General features: G+C 54.0%; 17 protein-coding genes. 14 read left to right on the forward strand and 3 right to left on the reverse strand.

Annotated elements, in window-relative coordinates; genetic code table 11:
• The first annotated feature begins 238 nt into the window (after window positions 1-238).
• The 3 genes from LOS79_RS00825 (at window position 239) to LOS79_RS00835 (ending at window position 6230) form a co-directional block, all read left to right on the forward strand.
• Window positions 239-727, forward strand: a complete 489-nt coding sequence (locus LOS79_RS00825) for a DivIVA domain-containing protein (RefSeq protein WP_315415577.1) — start codon at window positions 239-241, stop codon at window positions 725-727.
• Between the two features lie 1889 nt (window positions 728-2616).
• Window positions 2617-5709 (forward strand): isoleucine--tRNA ligase, encoded by a 3093-nt coding sequence (gene ileS / locus LOS79_RS00830; protein WP_315415579.1) that lies wholly within the window; start codon window positions 2617-2619, stop codon window positions 5707-5709.
• 170 nt (window positions 5710-5879) lie between these two features.
• The gene (locus LOS79_RS00835; protein ID WP_315415580.1) at window positions 5880-6230 is read left to right on the forward strand and encodes a DUF5665 domain-containing protein; all 351 of its coding nucleotides are present in this window, start codon (window positions 5880-5882) and stop codon (window positions 6228-6230) included.
• Window positions 6231-6301: 71 nt separating this feature from the next.
• On the opposite strand, the gene LOS79_RS00840 is transcribed toward LOS79_RS00835, so the two are convergent.
• Window positions 6302-7030 (reverse strand): TraR/DksA C4-type zinc finger protein, encoded by a 729-nt coding sequence (locus LOS79_RS00840; RefSeq protein ID WP_315415581.1) that lies wholly within the window; start codon window positions 7028-7030, stop codon window positions 6302-6304.
• Between the two features lie 244 nt (window positions 7031-7274).
• Here LOS79_RS00840 and lspA point away from each other — a divergent pair, with 244 nt between their 5' ends.
• The 3 genes from lspA to LOS79_RS00855 all read left to right on the forward strand — a co-directional run bounded on the left by lspA (window position 7275) and on the right by LOS79_RS00855 (window position 10099).
• Window positions 7275-7778 (forward strand): signal peptidase II, encoded by a 504-nt coding sequence (gene lspA, locus LOS79_RS00845; protein WP_315421902.1) that lies wholly within the window; start codon window positions 7275-7277, stop codon window positions 7776-7778.
• The gene (locus tag LOS79_RS00850; RefSeq protein WP_315415582.1) at window positions 7771-8745 is read left to right on the forward strand and encodes an RluA family pseudouridine synthase; all 975 of its coding nucleotides are present in this window, start codon (window positions 7771-7773) and stop codon (window positions 8743-8745) included. The genes lspA and LOS79_RS00850 overlap by 8 nt, the downstream gene beginning before the upstream one ends.
• A 100-nt stretch (window positions 8746-8845) precedes the next feature.
• Window positions 8846-10099: an LL-diaminopimelate aminotransferase gene (locus tag LOS79_RS00855; protein WP_315415583.1), complete on the forward strand. Its 1254-nt coding sequence runs from the start codon at window positions 8846-8848 to the stop codon at window positions 10097-10099.
• 76 nt (window positions 10100-10175) lie between these two features.
• On the opposite strand, the gene LOS79_RS00860 is transcribed toward LOS79_RS00855, so the two are convergent.
• Window positions 10176-11111 (reverse strand): phosphotransferase family protein, encoded by a 936-nt coding sequence (locus LOS79_RS00860; RefSeq protein ID WP_315415585.1) that lies wholly within the window; start codon window positions 11109-11111, stop codon window positions 10176-10178.
• 86 nt (window positions 11112-11197) lie between these two features.
• On the reverse strand, window positions 11198-11761 hold the full coding sequence (locus LOS79_RS00865) for a GNAT family N-acetyltransferase (RefSeq protein ID WP_315415586.1): 564 nt from the start codon (window positions 11759-11761) through the stop codon (window positions 11198-11200).
• Between the two features lie 198 nt (window positions 11762-11959).
• On the opposite strand from LOS79_RS00865, the gene LOS79_RS00870 reads away from it, so the two are divergent.
• From LOS79_RS00870 to pyrE, 8 genes are all read left to right on the forward strand, one after another.
• Window positions 11960-12529, forward strand: coding sequence for a dihydrofolate reductase family protein (locus tag LOS79_RS00870; RefSeq protein WP_315415587.1), 570 nt, complete (start codon window positions 11960-11962; stop codon window positions 12527-12529).
• A 980-nt stretch (window positions 12530-13509) separates the two neighbouring features.
• Window positions 13510-14091: a bifunctional pyr operon transcriptional regulator/uracil phosphoribosyltransferase PyrR gene (gene pyrR / locus LOS79_RS00875; RefSeq protein ID WP_315415589.1), complete on the forward strand. Its 582-nt coding sequence runs from the start codon at window positions 13510-13512 to the stop codon at window positions 14089-14091.
• Window positions 14092-14093: 2 nt separating this feature from the next.
• Window positions 14094-15002 (forward strand): aspartate carbamoyltransferase catalytic subunit, encoded by a 909-nt coding sequence (locus LOS79_RS00880; RefSeq protein ID WP_315415590.1) that lies wholly within the window; start codon window positions 14094-14096, stop codon window positions 15000-15002.
• Window positions 15003-15126: 124 nt separating this feature from the next.
• Window positions 15127-16401, forward strand: a complete 1275-nt coding sequence (locus LOS79_RS00885; protein ID WP_397386723.1) for a dihydroorotase — start codon at window positions 15127-15129, stop codon at window positions 16399-16401.
• A 74-nt stretch (window positions 16402-16475) separates the two neighbouring features.
• Entirely contained in the window at window positions 16476-17654 is a 1179-nt protein-coding gene (carA, locus tag LOS79_RS00890) for a glutamine-hydrolyzing carbamoyl-phosphate synthase small subunit (RefSeq protein WP_315415591.1), read from the forward strand.
• A gap of 1 nt (window position 17655) precedes the next feature.
• Window positions 17656-20877, forward strand: coding sequence for a carbamoyl-phosphate synthase large subunit (gene carB, locus LOS79_RS00895; RefSeq protein WP_315415592.1), 3222 nt, complete (start codon window positions 17656-17658; stop codon window positions 20875-20877).
• 121 nt (window positions 20878-20998) lie between these two features.
• Window positions 20999-21772 carry an orotidine-5'-phosphate decarboxylase gene (gene pyrF / locus LOS79_RS00900; RefSeq protein WP_315415593.1) on the forward strand — a complete coding sequence of 258 codons (774 nt, stop codon included), beginning with the start codon at window positions 20999-21001 and terminating at the stop codon, window positions 21770-21772.
• Entirely contained in the window at window positions 21769-22410 is a 642-nt protein-coding gene (gene pyrE, locus LOS79_RS00905) for an orotate phosphoribosyltransferase (protein ID WP_315415594.1), read from the forward strand. Before pyrF ends, pyrE begins: the two co-directional genes overlap by 4 nt.
• The last annotated feature ends 199 nt before the right edge of the window (window positions 22411-22609 follow it).

The following is a 22609-nucleotide window of genomic DNA, read 5'->3' on the forward strand; positions in this document are numbered from 1 at the left end:
TTCTCGGGGGAACAAACATTTTGCAGGCCGGGTGCCGATATTTGTAACAGAGGCTTACCGGAAGCGGCGGAGCGAAATGCGCTTGCTGATTTTCTGCCGGATACTGAAATGGATAAGGCCACCCCTCATAATCTGGGATATCTTAAACAATAATAAGAAGGTCTTTCATCTTTGTCTTCCGGGACAGGGTTATTGTTCAGGGACACAAAAGGTCCGAAATTTCTAGGAGGTGCACAGCATGCCATTAACACCGCTCGATATACATAACAAGGAGTTCTCCCGGAGAATCCGCGGTTATGATGAGGATGAGGTCAACGAATTTCTCGATCAGGTCATCAAGGACTACGAAAGCGTCATCCGTGAGAACAAAGAGCTGCATAACCAGCTTCTTTCACTTCAGGACCGTCTTGACCATTTCCTCAATATTGAAGAAAGTCTATCCAAGACCATTATTGTTGCTCAGGAAGCTGCAGACGATGTAAAGAATAACTCCAAAAAGGAATCCCAGCTGATCCTTAAGGAAGCCGAGAAAAATGCGGACCGGATCATTAACGAGGCCTTGTCCAAATCCCGTAAGGTATCCATTGAGACAGAGGAGCTGCGCAAGCAGGCTTCGATCTACCGCACGCGTTTCCGGACGCTGCTGGAGGCTCAGCTTGAGCTGTTGTCCCAGGATGACTGGAATGCTCTTGAGAGCCGGGAGGTTACAGAGAATACCTTGTTGTGACGTTTCCCGGGTAAGAGAACATGCTGTAAATTAAGCTGCAATTTGTAAGCTAAGCGGTGATGCGGGGGAATGGGTCCGGCTGGTTAGGCAGGTGCGGATTCCGGCAGCCCGGGGATGTGCGGATAAACTTTCTGCTATCGTTGCTGCTGATCATGAGTCTTTAAGTGTAAAAAGAGCACTTATTTAGCGCTGAAATTAGCTTTGTGGAATAATAAGTGTATAATGAGCATCTAATTGTTTGATGCTTGGCATAAATACAGGAATCCTTACAGATTAAGTGTAGAATATCCAATTAAACTTCCCATCCATCAGGATATGACTGATTTAGTTGTACTAAATCCACTTAAGTTTATTATTTGGTTACGTTTTGTCTTCGCTTAGCGGAACTTTATCACATTAGTGCTGACAGGCGCAATTCTTGACAATACAGCCAAAACAGTCTATAACTAGAGAATATCTGTATCCTATTGAATTTAAATTCGATGACGGGACAAGTACGATAAGGTAACGTTCTCCAGAGAGTCGGTGATTGCTGCGAGCCGATTGTTCACGCCTTACCGGAAGATCCTCCCCTAGAAGCTAAGCTGAAGCGTGAATACGTGCGTAGGCTACGCCGTCTGCCGGACGTTATCCCGGACCCGTGTGGCAAGCTGCATGCGGAACTGAGATTGTACTGAATACACTCCCCCTAAGGATGTGCGTGAGGTGCAGAATTAGGGTGGTATCGCGAGCGCTGTCTCGCCCCTTGGGGGGCGGGATGGCGCTCGTTTGTGTTTTTTCGAGCCCCCTAAATCCCCCTTCCAAGGGGGACCCCAAGGGCTGCCGCCCTCTGGACACCCGCAACAAGTGCATTGTGCGATGAGTGGTGTCCGCGGACGGGGAAGGATTACTGCGGCGGAGGGAGCGGCCCTTCTTAGGCTCCCCTTGCGGGGACGCCTGCGGGGCCTTGACTGCGGCTAAGTGCAAGAGCGAAAAGCAAGAGCAAGAGCAAGAGCAAGAGCAAGAGCAAGAGCAAGAGCAAGAGCAAGAGCAAGAGCAAGAGCGGAAGGGCCTACCGTCCTCGCGCTGCCCTGCGGGATCGCGGGCCGGAGCGGCCCAAGAGCGGGAGGTCCTGCCGTCCTAGCGCTGCCCTACGGGATTGCGGGCCGGAGCGGCCCAAGAGCGGGAGGTCCTGCCGTCCTAGCGCTGCCCTACGGGATCGCGGGCCGGAGCGGCCCAAGAGCGGAAGGGCCTACCGTCCCCGCGCTGCCCTGCGGGATCGCGGGCCGGAGCGGCCCAAGAGCGGAAGGGCCTACCGTCCCCGCGCTGCCCTGCGGGATCGCGGGCCGGAGCGGCCCAAGAGCGGAAGGGCCTGCCGTCCTAGCGCTGCCCTGCGGGATCGCGGGCCGGAGCGGCCCAAGAGCGGAAGGGCCTACCGTCCCCGCGCTGCCCTACGGGATCGCGGGCCGGAGCGGCCCAAGAGCGGAAGGGCCTGCCGTCCTAGCGCTGCCCTGCGGGAACGCGGGCCGGAGCGGCCCAAGAGCGGAAGGGCCTACCGTCCCCGCGCTGCCCTGCGGGATCGCGGGCCGGAGCGGCCCAAGAGCGGGAGGGCCTACCGTCCCCGTGCTGCCCTGCGGGATCGCGGGCCGGAGCGGCCCAAGAGCGGAAGGGCCTACCGTCCCCGCGCTGCCCTGCGGGATCGCGGGCCGGATCGCTTGAGGTGGAGCGTGCCGCTTGCGGCGTAAGCGGGCACTACGCCAAAACCTGCGCACCAAACGCCTCTCTCCCGGAGATCGGCAAAGTTTCCGGGTGTCCAGAGGGTGGAACCCTTGGGGCCCTCCCTTGGCGAAGGGAGGGTTTGGGAGGGATCGAACAGGTTTAAAGACTAAACCACGGAAGGATTGACCATCATGCAAAAAGTAGATGTCAAAGAAAAAGCCCGGGCCAGAGATGTCCGGATTCTCAAGAAATGGAGCGACGAGGATACGTTCCGCAAATCCATGGAGAACCGTGCGGGACGCCCGAACTATGTGTTCTATGAAGGACCTCCGACGGCGAACGGCGTACCGCATATCGGCCACGTGCTGGGCCGGGTAATCAAGGACTTCGTCGGGCGTTACCAGACGATGAAGGGCTTCCGCGTGATCCGCAAAGCGGGCTGGGATACCCACGGCCTGCCGGTCGAACTCGGCGTGCAGAAGAAGCTCGGGATCTCCGGCAAGCAGGATATCGAAGAATACGGCGTGGAGAAATTCATCAAGGAATGTAAGGAAAGTGTCTTCGGCTACGAGAAGCAGTGGCGCGAATTCACGGAGGCGATCGGTTACTGGACCGATCTGGATAATCCGTATGTTACCCTGGATAACACCTATATCGAGAGTGTATGGAATATCCTCGCGACTGTACATGACAAAGGCCTGATGTACCGCGGTCACCGCGTCAGCCCTTACTGCCCTAGCTGTCAGACGACGCTGAGCTCCCATGAAGTGGCGCAAGGGTATAAGACAGTTAAGGATCTGAGTGCTACCGCCAAGTTCAAGCTGGAAGGCAGCGGGGACTATGTACTGGCCTGGACGACCACGCCTTGGACACTTCCGGCGCATATGGCGCTCGCGATGAACCCGGAGATGGAATATGTCCGTGCCCAGCAGGAAGACGGCGTGTATGTACTGGCGAAGAATCTTGTGGATGAAGTGCTTAAGGGTGAGTATACGATCCTGTCCACACATACTGGTGCTGACTTCATCGGCCAGAGCTACACGCCGCCGTTTGGCTATATCAAGGCTGAGAAGCACAATGTAATTGTGGGTGCATCCTTTGTTACAGATTCCAGCGGTACAGGGATCGTACACATGGCCCCGGCACATGGTGAGGATGACTACAAGAGCTGCCGTGAGAATGGCATCAGCTTCGTGAATGTAGTAGACACTTCCGGTAAATATACCGCTGTGGTGAGCGATTTTGCCGGACGGTTCGTGAAGGATGTCGATCTCGATATCATCAAGGTGCTGTCCGAGAAAGGACTGCTCTACAGCAAAGAGAAATATGAGCACAGCTATCCGTTCTGCTGGCGCTGCGACACCCCGCTGCTCTATTATGCAACAGACAGCTGGTTCATCCAGACCACAGCGATCAAGGATCAGCTGATTGCCAACAATAACACGGTGGACTGGTATCCGGACCATGTGCGTGAAGGCCGTTTCGGCAAGTTCCTGGAGGAGCTGGTAGACTGGAACATCAGCCGTAACCGCTACTGGGGCACGCCGCTGAACGTCTGGGTCTGCCAGGATACCGGGAAGGAATTCGCGCCGCACAGCATTGCTGAGCTGCGTTCAATGGCAATCGGCGAGGTGCCGGAGGATATTGAGCTGCACAAGCCTTACGTGGACAACATCAAGCTGCGCAGCCCGTTCAGCGAAGGCGGCGTGATGGTGCGTACACCGGAAGTGATTGACGTCTGGTTCGACAGCGGATCGATGCCGTTTGCCCAGAGCCATTATCCGTTTGAGAACAATGAAACCTTCGAGGATCAGTATCCGGCGGATATGATCTGCGAGGGGATCGACCAGACACGCGGCTGGTTCTACAGTCTGCTTGCCGTATCGACGCTCTTCAAAGGCAAAGCGCCTTATAAGGCGGTTATCGCCCACGGACATATCTTCGATGAGAACGGCCAGAAGATGTCCAAATCCAAAGGCAACGTAATTGATCCATGGGAAATCATGAACGAATACGGAACCGACGCGTTCCGCTGGGCGATTCTGTCGGACAGTGCACCGTGGAACAACAAGCGCTTCTCACGCGGTCTGGTCGGTGAGACCAAGTCCAAGGTGGTAGACACCCTTGTTAATACGCACGCGTTCCTGACGCTGTATGCCGGTATCGACGGCTATGATCCTGCGGAGCATCCGTTCAAGGTCTCGGCACATAAGCTGGACCGCTGGATTCTGTCCCGCCTCAACAGCCTGATCCTGCTCGTGGATAAGGGGCTTGCGGTTAATGACTTCGTCAACACCTCCAAAGCGGTGGAGAACTTCGTGGATGAGCTGAGCAACTGGTACATCCGCCGTTCACGCGACCGTTTCTGGGGCAGCGGGCTGGGTGAAGAGAAGCTGGATGCTTACCGCACGCTGACGCAGGTGCTCTTGACCACGGCGAAGCTGATGGCTCCGTTTACACCGATGCTGTCCGAGGATATCTTTACGAACCTGGGCGGCGGAGAAAGTGTCCATCTGGCAGATTACCCTACAGCGGATGAAAGCCTGATCGACCTTGAGCTGGAGCGCGATATGGAGAGTGCGAGAGGCATTGTCGAGCTGGCGCGCAACGTACGCAACGAGACAGGCATCAAGAACCGTCAGCCTTTGTCTGAGCTGATCGTTTCCCTGGACCGGGATTTCGATATCACGGACTATGAAGAGATCATCAAGGATGAGATCAATGTCAAAAATATCGTGCTGGAGCACAGCGACAGCGGCTTCGTTGATTTCACCCTGAAGCTGAACCTGAAGGTGGCAGGCAAGAAATACGGCAAAAACGTCGGCTTCCTGCAGGGCTTCCTGAAAAATATGGACAGCGCAGCTACCCGCAAAACCGTGCAGGACGGCCTGATCGCCATCGTCTCACCGGAAGGTGAAGAGCTGCAGATTACGGCAGAAGAGCTGCTGGTGGAGAAGCAGGCCAAATCCGGCTTCGCCGCTGCCTCCGGCTATGGACTGACCGTGGCACTGAACACCGAGATTACTCCGGAGCTGGTGCAGGAGGGCTGGGTACGTGAAGTGATCCGCGCGGTGCAGGATTACCGTAAACGCCTCGATCTGCCGATCGAGAAACGGATCGCCCTGACACTGCAGGTGGATGAAGAGCTGAAGGCTGCGGTTACCGCATTCGAGCATGTGCTGCGTGAGAATGTACTGGTGACGACGGTTGATTTTGATGGAGAACTCAGCTTTGAAACGGTAGATGCCGGCGGTAAAACGATCGGTATTCACATCGGTGCTTAAGTAACGTTTAAGGCCCTGTATCACTTGTCCCAATCTGGCATATACTAGCCGCAATGGATAATTTCTATGGGTTAGAATGCAAATGACGAGCCCCGTGTTTAAGGAGAAATCTCTCTTTAACCGGGCTCGTTTGCTTTGCGGGGCATAGCGAATAAGGAGGGGCTGCCGGCATGGGCGGAGGAAAGCAGGAGAATACAGAAACGGGAGATCCGGCAGAGCTGCCGCAGGAAGAGAAGCTGAACGCGCTGTACCGGATAACCGCCGGACTGGCGCAGCAGATGGAGAAGGCGCGGATTGCCGAATATACGGAGCTGCTGCATTCGCCGCTGCGGCTGATCTGGCTGAATATATTATCCGGAGTAGCCAGGGGGCTGGGAATTGCACTTGGCTTTACTTTTTTTGCGGCAACGATTATTTATGTGCTTCAAGTGCTTGGGGCGCTGAATCTGCCGATTATCGGGGACTATATCGCAGACATTGTGCGGATTGTACAGCATCAGCTGGAGCTGAAGACGTTCTGATAATTCCCCGCCGAGTGGAGTCTTAGCATCGATAAATTCTTATCTTCCAACAAAAAAAGAGCAGCACGCGGCTACTCCTTTTCTTTTCTCAGCGGATCCAGCAGATTCTCGCCTTCCCCGTCGTCCATGTAATGGCGGTAGCTGTTGCCTTTGATAATCATCATATGGTTTCCGGTTATATCGGTTGCTACGAAGTTCTCCCAAGGCTCCACGAAGCCCTCGGTTTCGTCCGCCTCAATTTCCATGTCGTTATATGAGCTGATGTCACGGCCTTCAGCCATGGCGGGTGAATCCGAATTCCCCCAGCTCTCCACAATCTGCCAGGCATCCTCGCCATCGAAGCCATTCTGGTCTTCCCGCTCATCCAGACTGGTCCGGCCAAAAGGCGGTGACAGCAGCTCTTCCTCCACGGGCCGGGTAAAGGGAGCGCTCTGGCGGGGGGCATGCTCCTTTGTATAGCGGGTTGACGGCAGTGCAGACAGGCGTTCATAAGGAATAGGCTCACCGCTCGCGATGCAGATGCCGTATGTACCGTCATCCATCGCCTGCAGCGCGGCTGCGATATCATCCAGCTCATGCTCATCCCGCTCCAGCAGGGAAATATCCATGGATCTGTTGTAGAGCTCGGTGGCGGCATCGCCGGGATGGTTGTCGATTTCGGACAGCTCTCCGGTCGTATCCCGCATGGCATCCTGCAGGCCGTAGTTCGCGTTATTTTGCAGCCGGTGCCTGATTTCCTCCTGTTGCTGAAGCAATGTAGTACGCAGCCCGGAGAGCTGCTGGTGTGTCAGATGGCTCATAGCTGTGAGCTCCTTTCGGTGGCTTATAGCGTGTCGTTCCGGATACCGGCGGAGGCCGGCTGGTTCTACCATAGCTTGACCGCATGGGCTCCTTTTTAGCGATGGAAAATAGTGCCCGGACTTTGCAGGGTTTGCAGTGCCCGGCAATAGACGGTATCTTGAGGCCTGTGCTACAATATACAAGTCTTTATACAGTATTCGTACCGCGGGATGCGGGAAAAATAAGAACGGAGTGACAACTTCTGTGGTGTACTTTCTGATTGCGCTAGTTGTGTTTCTGATTGACCAGGGTACCAAATATATCATTGCTACCCGGCTGGAGCTCGCAGAGCAGATTCCGGTTATTAAAGACTTCTTCATCATCACCTCGCACCGCAACCGTGGAGCCGCTTTCGGGATTCTTGAAGGACAGCAGTGGTTCTTCATTCTGATTACAACCGTTGTTGTCATCGGTATCGTCTGGTATCTGAACAAAGCCCGGAAAACCCGCAAGCTGCTGCCTACCGCACTGGCCTTGGTCCTCGGGGGAGCAGTGGGCAATTTCCTCGACCGGATTCTGAACGGTGAAGTGGTTGATTTTCTGATGTTCAATTTCGGCAGCTACACCTTCCCGATCTTCAATGTGGCTGATTCCTGTATCGTGATCGGGGTAGGTCTGATTATCCTGGATACGCTGCTGGATGTGAAGGGCGAGCAGGAAGTCACCGAGGTGAAGGAATCACAGGAAGTTAAAGAAGGGAATGAATGAATTGAATAAAGACGTCAATGAGCTGGCGGCTGCAGGCGCCCTCGAAGAAGAAAGAGACGTCACGGAATGGACCGTTGCCGCGGAGAACTCCAAAGAGCGGATCGATAAATACATTACGGAGTCTTGGGAAGATGAGATCTCGCGTTCCCAGGTCCAGCTGTGGATCAGCGGCGGGCATGTTACCGTAAACGGTGCTCCGGTCAAGGCTAATTACAAGCTGTCTGAAGGCGATAAGGTAGCAGTTACGGTACCGGAAGCTGAAGTTACAGATTTGATCGCGGAGGATATTCCGCTTGAAGTGGTATATGAGGACAGCGATGTCATTGTGGTGAACAAGCCGCGCGGCATGGTAGTGCATCCGGCAGCAGGTCATCCTTCCGGTACGCTGGTCAATGCGCTGATGTATCACTGTAAGGATCTGTCCGGCATTAACGGAGAGATCCGTCCGGGCATCGTGCACCGTATTGATAAGGATACATCAGGCCTGATCATGGCCGCCAAGAATGATGCCAGCCATGCTTCACTTGCTGCCCAGCTCAAGGAGCACAGTGTAACCCGCCGCTACATCGCAGTGGTGCACGGGAACCTGTCCCACGATAAAGGTACAATAGATGCGCCAATCGGCCGTGATCCGCATGACCGCAAGCTGTATGTCGTGACGGAGAAGAACAGCAAACGTTCAGTGACGCATTTTACCGTGCTGGAGCGCCTCGGTGATTATACACTGCTTGAGCTGCAGCTTGAAACCGGGCGGACGCATCAGATCCGTGTGCACATGAAGTTTATCGGGCATCCGCTTGTAGGCGATCCTGTCTATGGGCGCAGCAAGGGGACGAGCATGAATGGACAGGCACTGCATGCTGCGGTTCTGGGATTTGTGCATCCTGTCACCGGTGAATATCTGGAGTTCAGTGCGCCTCTTCCGGCGGATATGGAAGAAGTGCTGTTTACGCTGCGCAGCAGATAAGTACAAATCAATAGATTATAAGTCCATGGCTTCTGATAGCCCTTTGCGGCATATTTAGATTATGGATTCACAACAAAAGCCAGGAGATGAGAATAAGCTTATGAGTATTGAACAATATCAGGAAACATACATTCAGACTAATTTTGCGTACCGCATCGGCGGCGCCGGATATGGCAAGGATACCTCCATCTATAAATTTGAGAAAATCAAACGCGCCAAAGCATCGGCGAAGCAGGATTTTCCTGACATTGAACTAATCGATATGGGTGTCGGTGAACCGGATGAAATGGCGGACGAAGGTATCGTAGCGAGACTTGCTCTTGAAGCGGCCAAAGAAGAGAACCGCGGGTATTCTGATAACGGTATTCCTGAATTTAAAGCTGCAGCCGCAGTATATCTTAAGGAAGTATTTCAGGTAGAAGGCATTGACCCTGTAACTGAAATCGTTCATTCCATCGGTTCGAAACCGGCGCTGGCGATGCTGCCGTCCGTATTCATTAACCCGGGGGACATTACCATCATGACGATTCCGGGTTATCCGGTGCTGGGCACCCATACCAAATACCTGGGCGGACAAGTCTATTCTGTAGAACTGAAGAAAGAGAACAACTTCCTGCCCGACCTGAACTCCATTCCGGAGGATGTTGCGCACAAGGCGAAGCTGCTCTATCTGAACTATCCGAATAACCCTACAGGCGCAAGTGCGACTGCTGAGTTTTTCAGCGAGGTTGTAGCCTGGGCCAAAAAATATGATGTAGTCGTTATCCATGACGCTCCTTATGCAGCACTGACTTATGACGGTGTGAAGCCGCTGAGCTTCCTGTCTGTGCCTGGTGCCAAGGATGTCGGCGTGGAGCTGCACTCCCTGTCCAAGTCTTACAACATGACCGGCTGGAGAATCGGCTTCGTGGCCGGTAACCCGCTGATCGTTAAGGCGTTCAGTGATGTGAAGGACAACAATGACTCCGGTCAATTCATCGCGATTCAAAAAGCTGCCGCTTACGGCCTCTCCCGTCCGGAGATTACCGAAGCGATTGCCGCCAAATATTCCCGCCGCCACAACATGCTGGTGGATGCCCTGAACAGCCTGGGCTTCAAGGCCGAGAAACCGAAGGGATCGTTCTTCCTGTATGTAGCTGCGCCAAAAGGCGTCAAGGGCGGACGCCGCTTCGAATCCGGCGAGGATTTCTCGCAGTTCCTGATCCGCGAGAAGCTGATCTCCACCGTGCCTTGGGATGATGCCGGCGCGTTCGTGCGTTTCTCCGTTACTTTCGTTGCCAAGGGTGAGGAAGATGAGAAGCGTGTTATTTCCGAAATTCAAAGACGTCTGAGCGACGTTGAATTTGAGTTTTAATAGGGTTTAAAAGCAAGCCGCTGCAGAGGTGATCTGCGGCGGTTTTTTTTATAATTCATACTACTCCTGCAGTTGGCTATCCCATCACTATACCAACTGCCTGCTTCGCAGACGCGGCATAGGCGTCAATCAGGTCAGGACGCTGGTCGAGTGCCCACCTGAGGTTGTCGAACGCTTTTAACAGCAGCAGAGGGTGTATATCAGTGAGCTCCCCGGCACTCAGGCCGTAACCGTCCAGATAAGCATTAAAATCCTCTATAGCCGGCTCACCGCTCGCAAGCTGTGACTGCATCAGTGCGATAATCTCGCCATACGGCACCGGTCTGACCTCAGCGTTGCCCCAATCAAGCAGGATGACTTGGCCTGCCGGATCAATGATTGTATTCTTCAATGACAGATCGCCGTGGATTAAGCCGAAGCGGAATGATTTCTGCCGGACCTGCTCGAACATTTTCCGCACACGCTGCGATTTAGCCTGATCGGTAACTCCAAGCTCAATCAACCGGTCATCTGCTGTTAGACTATTGATATTGTACTGTACATAGCCTTGCCAGCTGCCGTCCGATCCTGGATGAGCGGGGGAGTGAAACTCACCATGCAGCGGGTCAATCAGATGCTCGCCATAGCCTTTTACCGGGATGGAATGAATGAGTCTGCTGTACCCGCCAAGCTGCCTCCAGATAGCAGATTTGGAAACCGTACTGTCCTGACCGTTATCCCCTTCAACAAATTCCTGAATCATATAGGCGGTTTCCTCAGCTATTCCTATGGACAGCACCTCCGGTCCGGGAATGCCCGCCGCGGCTGCCTGCGATATGCACCAGTTCTCTTTTACATAGCCGGGAAAGTGATCTGCATCGTTCATGCGGACCACAACCTTATGATTTGTTGTTTCCACTACATACACTTGGTTAACGAAGCCTTTCCCGGTGATCTGGTATGAAGCTTGTACTTGTTCCTTAAGAAAAGCTCCGGCAATCCGTTCAGCCAGCTTACCTGCGGCAGTTTGCATAGTTTAATACTCCCTTCGTGACATACACCCTCATATAAAATATGGCCAACCGGATTTCTCCGCCTGACCAGTGCTTGTATGAATGACTATCCTTTGCGGTAGGCTTTGCTGTGAAAAGCATTGATATAGCGGAACAGGGCTTCGCCGTCATCAGCTACATTCCCCGGGCCGTCCAGCGGCAGCAGCAGCGCCTGATACGGCTCCGGCACCCAGATATATTGATGGACATAAGAGGTCAGAACAAATCCGCTGCGCTCCCAGAAATGAATACGTTCCTTATGGGTATCCGATGTTCCGGACTCGGCTTCGATGATAATGCCACGGACTTCGTGCTCTTGTACCGCCCAGGCCCTGATCTGTTCCAGGAACCAGGTTCCTGTACCGGCTCCGCGCTGCGCCTTGGCTACGGCCAGGTAATCAATGATCAGAATCTTGTCTTCTGCCTGTCCCACAACCCCGGTAACGGCCATGGCAATCACTTGTCCCTGCGGATTGAGTCCGGCATGCATATAAGCGATTCTCCGGTTCAGCATACTGTGCAGAATGCCTTCCGGTTTGGCCCCGCTGGGAAAAGCTTCGCGGTACACCGGCTCCATCTGCCTCCATAACGCATCATCCCATTGATCTATAGTAATAAATTCTATGTCCATGATCTCATTCGCCTCCAGTAGTATCATAGCAGAGCCCGGGGCGGAACGAAAATGAGCTGAGTTAGTATGAAAAAAATTGAATTACCACTTGTCCTATACGTAGCGTAATGATTTATAGTAGACGTAAGAGCAGGCGGAAACAAGGGCATACTGCAAGCAAAGTGAGCTGATAAATTCGGTTTTTAAGGAGATGTAACCATGAGAAAACTCGTATTGTTCATGCATGTGTCGCTGGACGGTTATGCCGCGGATTTGAACGGAGGACTGGACTGGATTCCCTACAATGAAGAATTAGAGAAATATGCCGAGGAGGTTGTAGCCGAAGTCGGCTCTCCCGTATACGGACGCACGACTTACCGGATGATGGAGAGCTACTGGCCAACCTTGCTGAACGATCCGGATGCGTCGGATCACGAGATGGAGCATGCCAAATGGCTGCAGGATGTGAAGAAAATCGTCATTTCCGGCTCGATGGATAAAGTGGAATGGAACAATACGCTGCTGATCAAGGACAATATCACAGAGGAAATCAAGACACTCAAGGAGCAGCCGGGTAAAAATCTTGTTATCTTCGGCAGTCCGGGGGTGGCGAAGACGCTGCTTGAGCTTGGACTGATCGATGAATTCATGCTTACGATTTGCCCGGTCATCCTTGGCGGCGGTAAATCGGCATTCCATGGCGCTGCTGAGAAGCTCAAACTCAAGCTGCTGTCCAGCCGGACGCTTCAGTCGGGTATTATTGCAGCCCGCTATGAGTTGGAGAAATAGCCGGGCAAGGTGTTCCGCTAACAGGTAACGTTAGGTTAAGGAAACAGCGATAGCAGAGGGCTTTATTGTCTCGCCCTCTGCCTGTTGCATTTCATACAATAGATTGACGCCAAAACGAGCCAGAAAAGCAACTCTACTGCATTTTGTACAGTAGAATCTTATGAAATTGGTGTTTTGGAGCCGATATCTGAAATTCAACTGCACGAAATGCAGTAGACTGGTTTTTTGCGCCGAATATTTCGATTTCTATTGCACAGAATGCAATTAGCACAAAAAAATCTAGAAAACTCTCTTTTAGCCTGCACACCTAATGCTCACATTCCATGGCTCCTTAACTCGCAAATCACAATTCTAGCCAACAGTTGGCAATTAGTGTTCTGCATTTCGCAGCTATTAATTTACGGCCAACAGCCTAATATTTGCGTTATGTACTTTGTGATTCGCATTTGCACTATCAGCGCAGCGCTATAGTGCAGCCTTTCGGCCCCAACCTCCCGGGGTGGAGGCAAATTCCTTCACCACGTTTAGGTGGGAAGTGGCGGAGGGGATTTTGGAACTGGAAGGAGCGAATGCGTCCGCCTTTGTCTCCGGATTTAATCCGCATAGCGGTTAATCAAATAAATCTGGAGACAACAGCGGCCGGAAGTCCAAAATCACCGCAGTCCGCGCCCATCACCTAAACTCCCGGATCCTTAAATCAAATCCACAGAATCCCATTTGACACCACCCCAATCTTCTGTCATAATTCCCTATAGTTAAATATGCGCCTTTAATTCAGTCCCGTGAGGCTGGCAAGGTAACGTGAATCGAGGTTCGCGACTTAAAGCAGGAATCCGTATGCGTACGGAGTGCCTTTTTATGCGCGCGGACACGCCATCTTTTTGAATCTTCGGATTTCACTCCTTGCCTGCTTTGGGCAAGGAGTTTTTTGTGTATCCGGGGAACTTGAACAGGCGATCAAGCAGGAGGATGGCACGAGAATGGTTACTGAAAAAAATGTCATTATGGACGAAACGGCGATTCGCAGAGCACTTTCACGCATTGCACATGAGATTTTGGAGAAAAACAAGGGTATTGAGAATTGTCTGCTGGTCGGCATCCGCACCCGGGGGATTTACCTGGCCCGGCGGATTGCGGAGCGGATCAAGGAGATTGAGGGTGTGGATATCCCTTACGGTGAGCTGGATATCACGCATTACCGGGATGACCGCGAAGGCGGCGGGGATAACCGGGCAGAGATGGATCAGGCAGTGGTGAACAGCACGCTGCTGCTTTCACCCGGAAGCAGCGGCATCCGCGACAAGAAAGTGATTTTGTTCGACGATGTGCTGTACACCGGCCGGACGATCCGGGCAGCCATGGATGCGCTGATGGACTGCGGACGGCCGCGGATGATCCAGCTGGCTGTACTGGCTGACCGCGGGCACCGCGAGCTCCCGATCCGGCCCGACTACATCGGCAAGAACGTACCTACCTCCAGGCATGAGCAGATTGAAGTGTCACTGACCGAATTCGACGGCAAGGACGAAGTGTACATTATTTCAAACCGGGAGGAACGATAACAATGATGACGGCAACGAAAGTGAAGGAACGCAGTCTGCTGGGAATTAAGGAGCTGGACGCAGCGGAGATCAGCCAGCTTTTAAACAGGACGGCTTACTGGGATAACCAGAGCGAGAAGCTTACGCCGGTGCTGAGATCGCATTTTGTTGCCAATATGTTTTTTGAGAATAGTACGCGGACCCGCTTCTCCTTCGAGATGGCCGAGAAACGCCTGGGCGTACAGGTACTGAACTTCACGGCTGCAGCTTCCAGTGTAGAAAAAGGCGAGTCGATCTACGACACAGTGCGTACGCTGGAGTCGATGGGGATCGATGCCGGAGTTGTACGTTTGAAGCCGGCAGGCGTGCTGCAGCAGCTTGCAGAGAAGGTAAGCATTCCGCTGATCAATGCCGGAGACGGCAACAATGAGCATCCGACACAGGCGCTGCTGGATCTGTACACGATGAGCAAACATTTTGGCGAGCTGAAGGGCTTGAAAGTCTCAATTATCGGGGATATTATGCATAGCCGGGTGGCACGCTCCAATCTGTGGGCCTTGACCAAGCTGGGCGCCAGCGTCCAGTTCTGCGCACCGGCGAATATGCAGGCGCCAGAGCTTGCGGCTTATGCTCCATACGTTTCAATGGAAGAAGCGCTGAAAGCGGATGTCGTCATGATGCTGAGAGTGCAGCTGGAACGGCATGCATCCGGGATCATTTTATCAGCGGCAGAGTACCGTGAACACTTCGGGCTGACTGAAGAGCGTGCGGCCAAGCTGGACAAGGGCACAATCATTATGCACCCGGCGCCGGTCAACCGCAATGTGGAGATCGACGATGCCGTGGTGGAGAGCAGCCAGTCGCGGATTTTCCCGCAGATGGCTAACGGGGTGCCGGTGCGGATGGCAGTCATGGAGCGCGCACTTCAGTAGAACAAGCGGCAGCAAAAAAACCTCACATAACCTGATTAATAAATATACACAAAGATGAATTTTTATTATATAATAACTACAGAGCTTACGGCTGCGGCCAGAGGCACAAAGGAGAATCAGAACGGTGATCATTAAAAATGCCAGTGTACTGGGCCAGGAAGGCGTGCTGGAACGCAAGCATATTACCTTGCAGGACGGAGTAATCTCGAAGATTCAGGATGCGGCGGAAGCGGTGGAGGAAGCCGGAGAGGTTATCGATGCGGAAGGCAAGCTGCTGATTCCGGGACTGATTGATATGCATGTGCATCTGCGTGAACCGGGTTTTGAGCATAAGGAAACGATTGAGACCGGTGCGCGTTCGGCGGCCAAGGGCGGATTCACAACCATCGCCTGCATGCCGAATACCCGGCCGGTAACAGACAGCGCGGAGATCGTCCAGCTGGTGAAGGATAAGGCGCGTGAAGCCGGACTCGTGAAGGTGCTGCCTTATGCGGCGATTACGAAGAATGAGCTGGGCCTTGAACTGACTGATTTTGCGGCACTGAAAGCGGCTGGAGCAATCGGCTTCACCGACGACGGTGTAGGCGTACAGAATGCACAAATGATGAAGGATGCCATGAAGCTGGCAGCGGGGCTGGATATGCCGGTCATCGCCCACTGTGAGGATAACTCGCTGGTTGAAGGCTGTGCGGTAGCCGAGGGTACTTTTGCCGACAAGCATGGTCTGAAGGGAATTCCGAATGAATCGGAAGCCATTCATGTAGGCCGTGATATTCTGCTGTCTGAAGCTACAGGTGTCCACTATCATGTGTGCCACGTCAGCACGGAGCAATCGGTCCGGCTGATCCGCCAGGCGAAGCAGATCGGCATTAAGGTGACCGCTGAGGTATGCCCGCATCACCTGCTGCTCTCGGAGGAAGATATCCCGGGACTCGATGCGAACTGGAAAATGAACCCTCCGCTGCGCTCGCGCCGTGACGTGGAAGCCTGCATCGAAGGACTGCTGGACGGCACGCTGGATATCATCGTGACTGACCATGCGCCGCACAGTGCAGAAGAGAAAGCCAAGGGCATGCAGCTGGCACCGTTTGGAATCGTCGGCTTTGAGACGGCCTTCCCGCTGCTGTATACAGCTTTTGTGGCTACAGGCAAGTGGGACCTGTCCCTGCTGGTCCAGCGGATGACCGCGGATCCGGCCCGGGTGTTCAGACTGAATACAGGCAGCCTTGCCATCGGGGCGCCTGCTGATCTGACCCTGATTGATTTGAATGAAGAGAAGGAAGTGAATCCGGATACGTTTGCCAGCAAAGGACGGAATACTCCGTTCGGCGGATGGAAGCTCAAGGGCTGGCCGGTGAAGACTTGGGTAGATGGCAGAGCGGTATGGAGTGAAGCATAACTGACGGAGCGGCAGCGGCGCTGCCGGCCGTGACATAAGAATCAGACTACAGAAACAAGAAGGAGTGGAAGGGAATGCAGGCGAGATTGCTGCTTCAGGACGGAACGCTGTTCACAGGCACCGCATTTGGCGCGGAAGGCGAAATGACAGGCGAGGTTGTATTTAACACAGGAATTACGGGATATCAGGAGGTGCTGTCTGATCCTTCGTACTGCGGCCAGATCGTTACAATGACCTATCCGCTGATCGGGAACTACGGCATTACCCGCGATGATTTCGAATCTGTGCGCCCTTTTGTGCACGGCTTTGTTGTACGGCGCCATGAGGCTGTACCAAGCAACTGGCGTGCTGAATACAGCGTGGACGATCTGCTGAAGGAATACGGCATTCCCGGAATCAGCGAGATTGATACCCGGATGCTGACCCGCATTATCCGCCACTACGGCACGATGAAGGCGATTCTCACCACTTCGAACAAGCGGGTGGAAGAGCTGATGGAAATGATGGGTGACACTACGATTGAAGAGCTGCGCAATCAGGTAGCACGTACCTCAACCACTAAGACATACAGCAGTCCTGGCAATAAGGAACGGATTGTACTTGTGGATTACGGCGCGAAGACAGGCATTCTGCGTGAGCTGAACAGCCGCGGCTGCGATGTCGTTGTGGTGCCGCATGATGCCACTGCCGACGAGATCCGCCGCCTGAACCCGGACGGGATTCAGCTGTCGAACGGCCCCGGGGACCCGAAGGATGTGCCTTATGCGGTACAGACGATCTCCGAGCTGCTTGGTGAATATCCGATCTTCGGCATCTGCCTTGGCCATCAGCTGTTCGCGCTGGCTTGCGGCGCCGATACCGAGAAGCTTAAGTTCGGACACCGCGGCGGCAACCATCCGGTGAAAGAGCTGGAGAGCGGGCGCTGCTTCATCACTTCCCAGAACCATGGCTACACTGTAAACGAAGAATCTATTGCGAGCACTGAGCTCGAAGTTACACATATCAACAACAACGATAAGACCGTCGAAGGACTGAAGCATACCCGTTACCCTGCTTTTTCGGTGCAATATCACCCTGAAGCAGCGCCGGGACCGCATGACAGCAGCTACCTGTTTGACCGCTTCCTGCAGATGATTGCAGAACACAAAGCGAAGATGCCGGCAGGCTCGCGCCAGGCGCAGCTTGCAGCGAATGCCAGAATCACGGCACCGAAACCTACAACCCAGCTTGAAGCCGTGAAAGGAGCCCTATAACATGCCTAAGAACGAGAAGCTCAAAAAAATTCTGGTTATCGGCTCCGGCCCGATCGTCATCGGCCAAGCCGCAGAATTTGACTATGCCGGTACGCAAGCCTGCCAGGCGCTTAAAGAAGAAGGCGTAGAAGTGGTGCTGATTAACAGTAATCCGGCTACGATTATGACAGATACCAATATGGCTGACAAAGTATACATTGAACCAATCACGCTTGAATTCGTGACCGGCATTATCCGGCAGGAGCGTCCGGACGGACTGCTGCCGACACTTGGCGGACAGACCGGGCTTAACATGGCTGTAGAGCTGGCCCGTGCCGGTGTACTCCAGCAGGAGAATGTGAAGCTGCTGGGCACCCAGCTGGAATCCATCGAGAAAGCGGAAGACCGTGATTTGTTCCGTGACCTGATGCGCGAGCTGGATCAGCCCGTGCCGGAGAGCGCGATTATCACCAGTGTGGAGGAAGCCCTGGGCTTCGCCGCAGGTATCGGCTATCCGCTGATTGTACGTCCTGCCTACACGCTGGGCGGAACCGGAGGCGGGATCTGCGACAACGAAGAAGAGCTGCGTGAGACTGTCAAGGCCGGTATCCGATACAGCCCGATCGGCCAGTGTCTGGTGGAGAAGAGCATCGCCGGCATGAAGGAAGTCGAATATGAAGTCATGCGGGACGCAAACGACAACTGTATTGTAGTCTGCAACATGGAGAACTTTGATCCGGTTGGCGTACATACAGGTGACAGTATCGTCGTGGCGCCAAGCCAGACGCTGTCGGACCGTGAGTATCAGATGCTGCGCAGTGCTTCACTGAAGATTATCCGCGCGCTGAACATCGAAGGCGGCTGCAACGTGCAGTTCGCACTGGACCCGCAGAGCTACCAGTATTATGTTATCGAAGTGAATCCGCGCGTAAGCCGCTCCTCGGCACTGGCGTCGAAGGCGACCGGTTATCCGATTGCCAAAATGGCGGCTAAGATTGCCCTGGGCTACACGCTGGATGAAATCGTCAACCCGGTTACCGGGCAGACTTATGCCTGCTTCGAGCCGACGCTTGATTATATTGTCAGCAAAATCCCGCGCTGGCCGTTCGACAAATTTACTTCGGCGAACCGTAAGCTGGGTACACAGATGAAGGCGACTGGAGAAGTTATGGCGATCGGCCGTACTTTCGAAGAGTCGATTCACAAGGCCATCCGGTCGCTGGAGATCGGTGTCCACCGTTTCCGCCTGCCGGGAGCTGAGCTGCTGGAAGACAGCGTGCTGCGTACCAGACTGGCTAAGGCGGATGATGAGCGCCTGTTCCTGATCGCTGAGGCCTTCCGCCGCGGCTATGGGCTGCAGGAGGTTCAGGATATCACGAATGTCGACTGGTGGTTCCTGTCCAAGATTGAAGGTCTCGTGAACTTCGAGGATGAGATCCGGGCAGAAGAAACGCTGTCGGCAGAAATACTCTATCAGGCCAAACGCAAAGGCTTCACTGACCGGGCAATTGCCGAGATCCGCGCTGAAGGCCGTCCGGGCGGTGCATTCACCAAGGAGGCGGAGGTACGTGTACTTCGTCTGCAGCAGGGTCTGGTTCCGGTCTTCAAAATGGTCGATACCTGCGCCGCAGAATTCGAAGCTTCAACACCGTACTACTACTCGACTTACGAGACAGAGAACGAAGTCATTCATTCCGACAAGCAGAAGGTAATCGTGCTTGGCTCCGGTCCGATCCGTATCGGCCAGGGCATTGAGTTCGACTATTCCACTGTGCATGCTGTATGGGCTATCCAGAAGGCAGGCTACGAAGCCGTAATTATCAATAACAATCCGGAGACTGTATCCACGGATTTCAATACATCAGACCGCCTGTACTTTGAACCGCTGTTCTTCGAGGATGTGATGAATGTAATCGCCCAGGAGAATCCGATCGGGGTTATCGTCCAGTTCGGCGGACAGACAGCGATCAACCTGGCTGCACCACTCGCTGCAGCAGGCGTGAATATTCTGGGCACCAGCCTGGAGAGCATTGATGAAGCTGAGAACCGCAAGAAGTTCGAAGCGCTGCTGGCCCGTCTGGATATCGCACAACCGAAGGGTAAGACTGTTATCAACATTGATGAAGCTGTAGAAACCGCGCAATCGCTGGGTTATCCGGTGCTGGTTCGTCCATCGTATGTTCTGGGCGGCCGGGCGATGGAGATTGTCTACAACGATGCTGAGCTGCTGAGCTACATGGTTGAAGCGGTAAAGGTAAATCCGGAGCATCCGGTACTGATCGACCGCTACATGCTGGGCAAAGAGGTTGAGGTTGACGCCATCTGCGACGGCGAGACTGTAGTCATTCCAGGAATTATGGAGCATGTGGAACGCGCAGGGGTACACTCCGGTGACTCCATCGCCGTCTATCCGCCGCAATACCTGGACGCGGGCCTGAAGCAGAAGATTGCTGAGATTACCATTAAGATTGCCAAGGAATTGAAGACGATCGGACTCGTCAACATCCAGTTCGTTATTTATCAGAACGAAGTGTATGTCATTGAGGTTAACCCGCGCTCCTCGCGTACGGTTCCTTTCCTCAGCAAGGTTACAGGCATTCCAATGGCTAACCTGGCTACCAAGATCATTCTTGGCGGTAAGCTGGCAGAGGATGGTTATACGGAAGGGCTATGGCCGGAAAGCGATTATGTTTCGGTAAAAGTACCGGTGTTCTCCTTCGCGAAGCTGCGCAGAGTAGAGCCGACCCTTGGACCGGAAATGAAATCGACCGGTGAGGTTATGGGCCGTGATAAGCTGTATGCTAAGGCGCTCTATAAAGGCTTAATCGGGGCGGGAATGAAGATTCCGGCTACCGGGGCAATCATCGTTACAGTAGCCGATAAAGACAAGGCTGAAGCGGTTGAGCTGATGAAGGGCTTCCATGCCATGGGCTACAAAATCATCGCCACCGGCGGTACAGCCGCTGCGCTTGAACAGGCCGGTCTGAACGTGATGAACGTCAATAAGCTGGATGAAGGCGAGCCGACAATTGTCGATCTGATCCGCGGCGGCCAGGCGAACTTCGTCTTCAATACATTGACTAAAGGCAAGACACCAGAGCGTGACGGGTTCCGCATCCGCCGTGAAGCAGTAGAGAACGGGGTTGTATGTATGACCTCACTCGATACGGTAACGGCGCTGCTGAGAATGCTGCAGACGATCAACTTCTCGTCACAGTCGATGCCTGCTTTTGTCGGACAATAAGATATAGGGTGAGGCAGCCGCTGCTTGCGGTGCCGCAGGAACGGTTTGCGCTGGCGCAGACCGTTCCGCTATGCCCGGGGACATGAAACATGACTTCGTAAACACAGAAAGAGGGCTGGAAATGGAGCAGACTGCAGATCAGCAGCATGAGAACACCCTACAAGAGAATCGTAATGAAATGGCCGGACGGCTGATGGTTGCCCTGGATTATCCGGATGCAGCCCAGGCCAGATTGCTGCTTGACCAGCTCGAAGGTATTCCTTGTTATATGAAAGTCGGCATGCAGCTGTTCTACGCTGCCGGGCCGGACTTCATCCGGGAACTGAAGGAGCGCGGCTACTCTGTATTCCTTGACGTCAAAATGCATGATATCCCCAACACAGTCCGGGGCGGGGCGGAGAGCCTGACGATGCTCGGGGTCGATATGTTCAATGTGCATGCCGCAGGAGGAGCGGCCATGATGGCTGCTGCACTGGAAGGCGCAGCGAAGGCAGTCAGCCGGCATCCGGAGCTGCATATTCCGCTAATTATTGCGGTGACCCAGCTGACCAGCACCAGCCAGGAAACGATGAATAATGAGATCGGCATTGCCGGTACAGTGTCAGATACTGTTGTACGATATGCCAAGCTTGCGGCAGGCGCGGGCTTGCACGGTGTAGTAGCATCACCGCAGGAATCAGCGCTCATCGCTGAGGCCTGCGGACCGGAATTCCGCACAGTGACTCCGGGCATCCGTCCGGCCGGTGCTTCCCTGGACGACCAGTCCCGGGTTATGACGCCGGGACAGGCTATACGGCAGGGCAGCCACTACCTGGTAGTGGGCCGGCCGATTACAGCAGCAGCAGATCCGCGCGCTGCAGCACTTACCATCATTAAGGAGATGAGCGAAGTATGAGCCAAACAGAGAATAAAAGTGAACAGGTGGCCCGCTACCTGCTGGAGATCGGTGCTGTAGCCTTGCGCCCGCAGGAGCCGTTTACCTGGACATCGGGTATTAAATCACCGATCTATTGCGATAACCGCCTGACGCTGTCTTTCCCGGCTGTCCGTAACTACATCGCAGAGGCCTTCGCAGAGCTGATCAGAACCAGCTATCCGGATGCAGAAGTGATCGCCGGCACCGCAACCGCCGGAATTCCGCACGCGGCTTGGGTGGCCGATAAGCTCGGCCTGCCAATGGCTTACATCCGGGACAAGGCTAAAGGCCACGGCAAGCAGAACCAGATTGAAGGCCTGATTGCTCCCGGCCAGAAGGTTATCGTAATCGAGGACCTGATCTCCACCGGCGGCAGCTCGATCAAGGCGGCGCAGGCTGTGCAGGAAGCAGGCGGGCAGCCGCTGGCTGTCCTGGCGATCTTCAGCTATGAGCTGGACCGTGCGGCAGACGCATTCACAGCCGCCGGTATTCCGCTGCAGAGCCTGTCTAACTACAGCACACTCATTGATGTGGCGCTGGCTCAAGGTACGATTGCTGAGAGCGATGTGGCCCTGCTGCAGTCTTGGCGTAAAGATCCGGCTGCATTCGGCGTATAGAGGAACAAGATATTTATTTGAGAGCAAAGCCCCTGCGGCGCCCTTCCCGGTGCCGCAGGTTTTTTTTTGTTTGGATCCCCGCAAGGTACCTTAGACAGCCTCGAAGCCCGTCCTGAGATGAATAAACTGTCTTTTAACTTTAAACGGGCTGTAACTTCAGCTGAACCGATAGACACTATAATGTTAAATAAAGGGAATG

Source organism: Paenibacillus sp. MMS20-IR301 (assembly GCF_032302195.1).
GTDB lineage: Bacteria > Bacillota > Bacilli > Paenibacillales > Paenibacillaceae > Paenibacillus_AQ.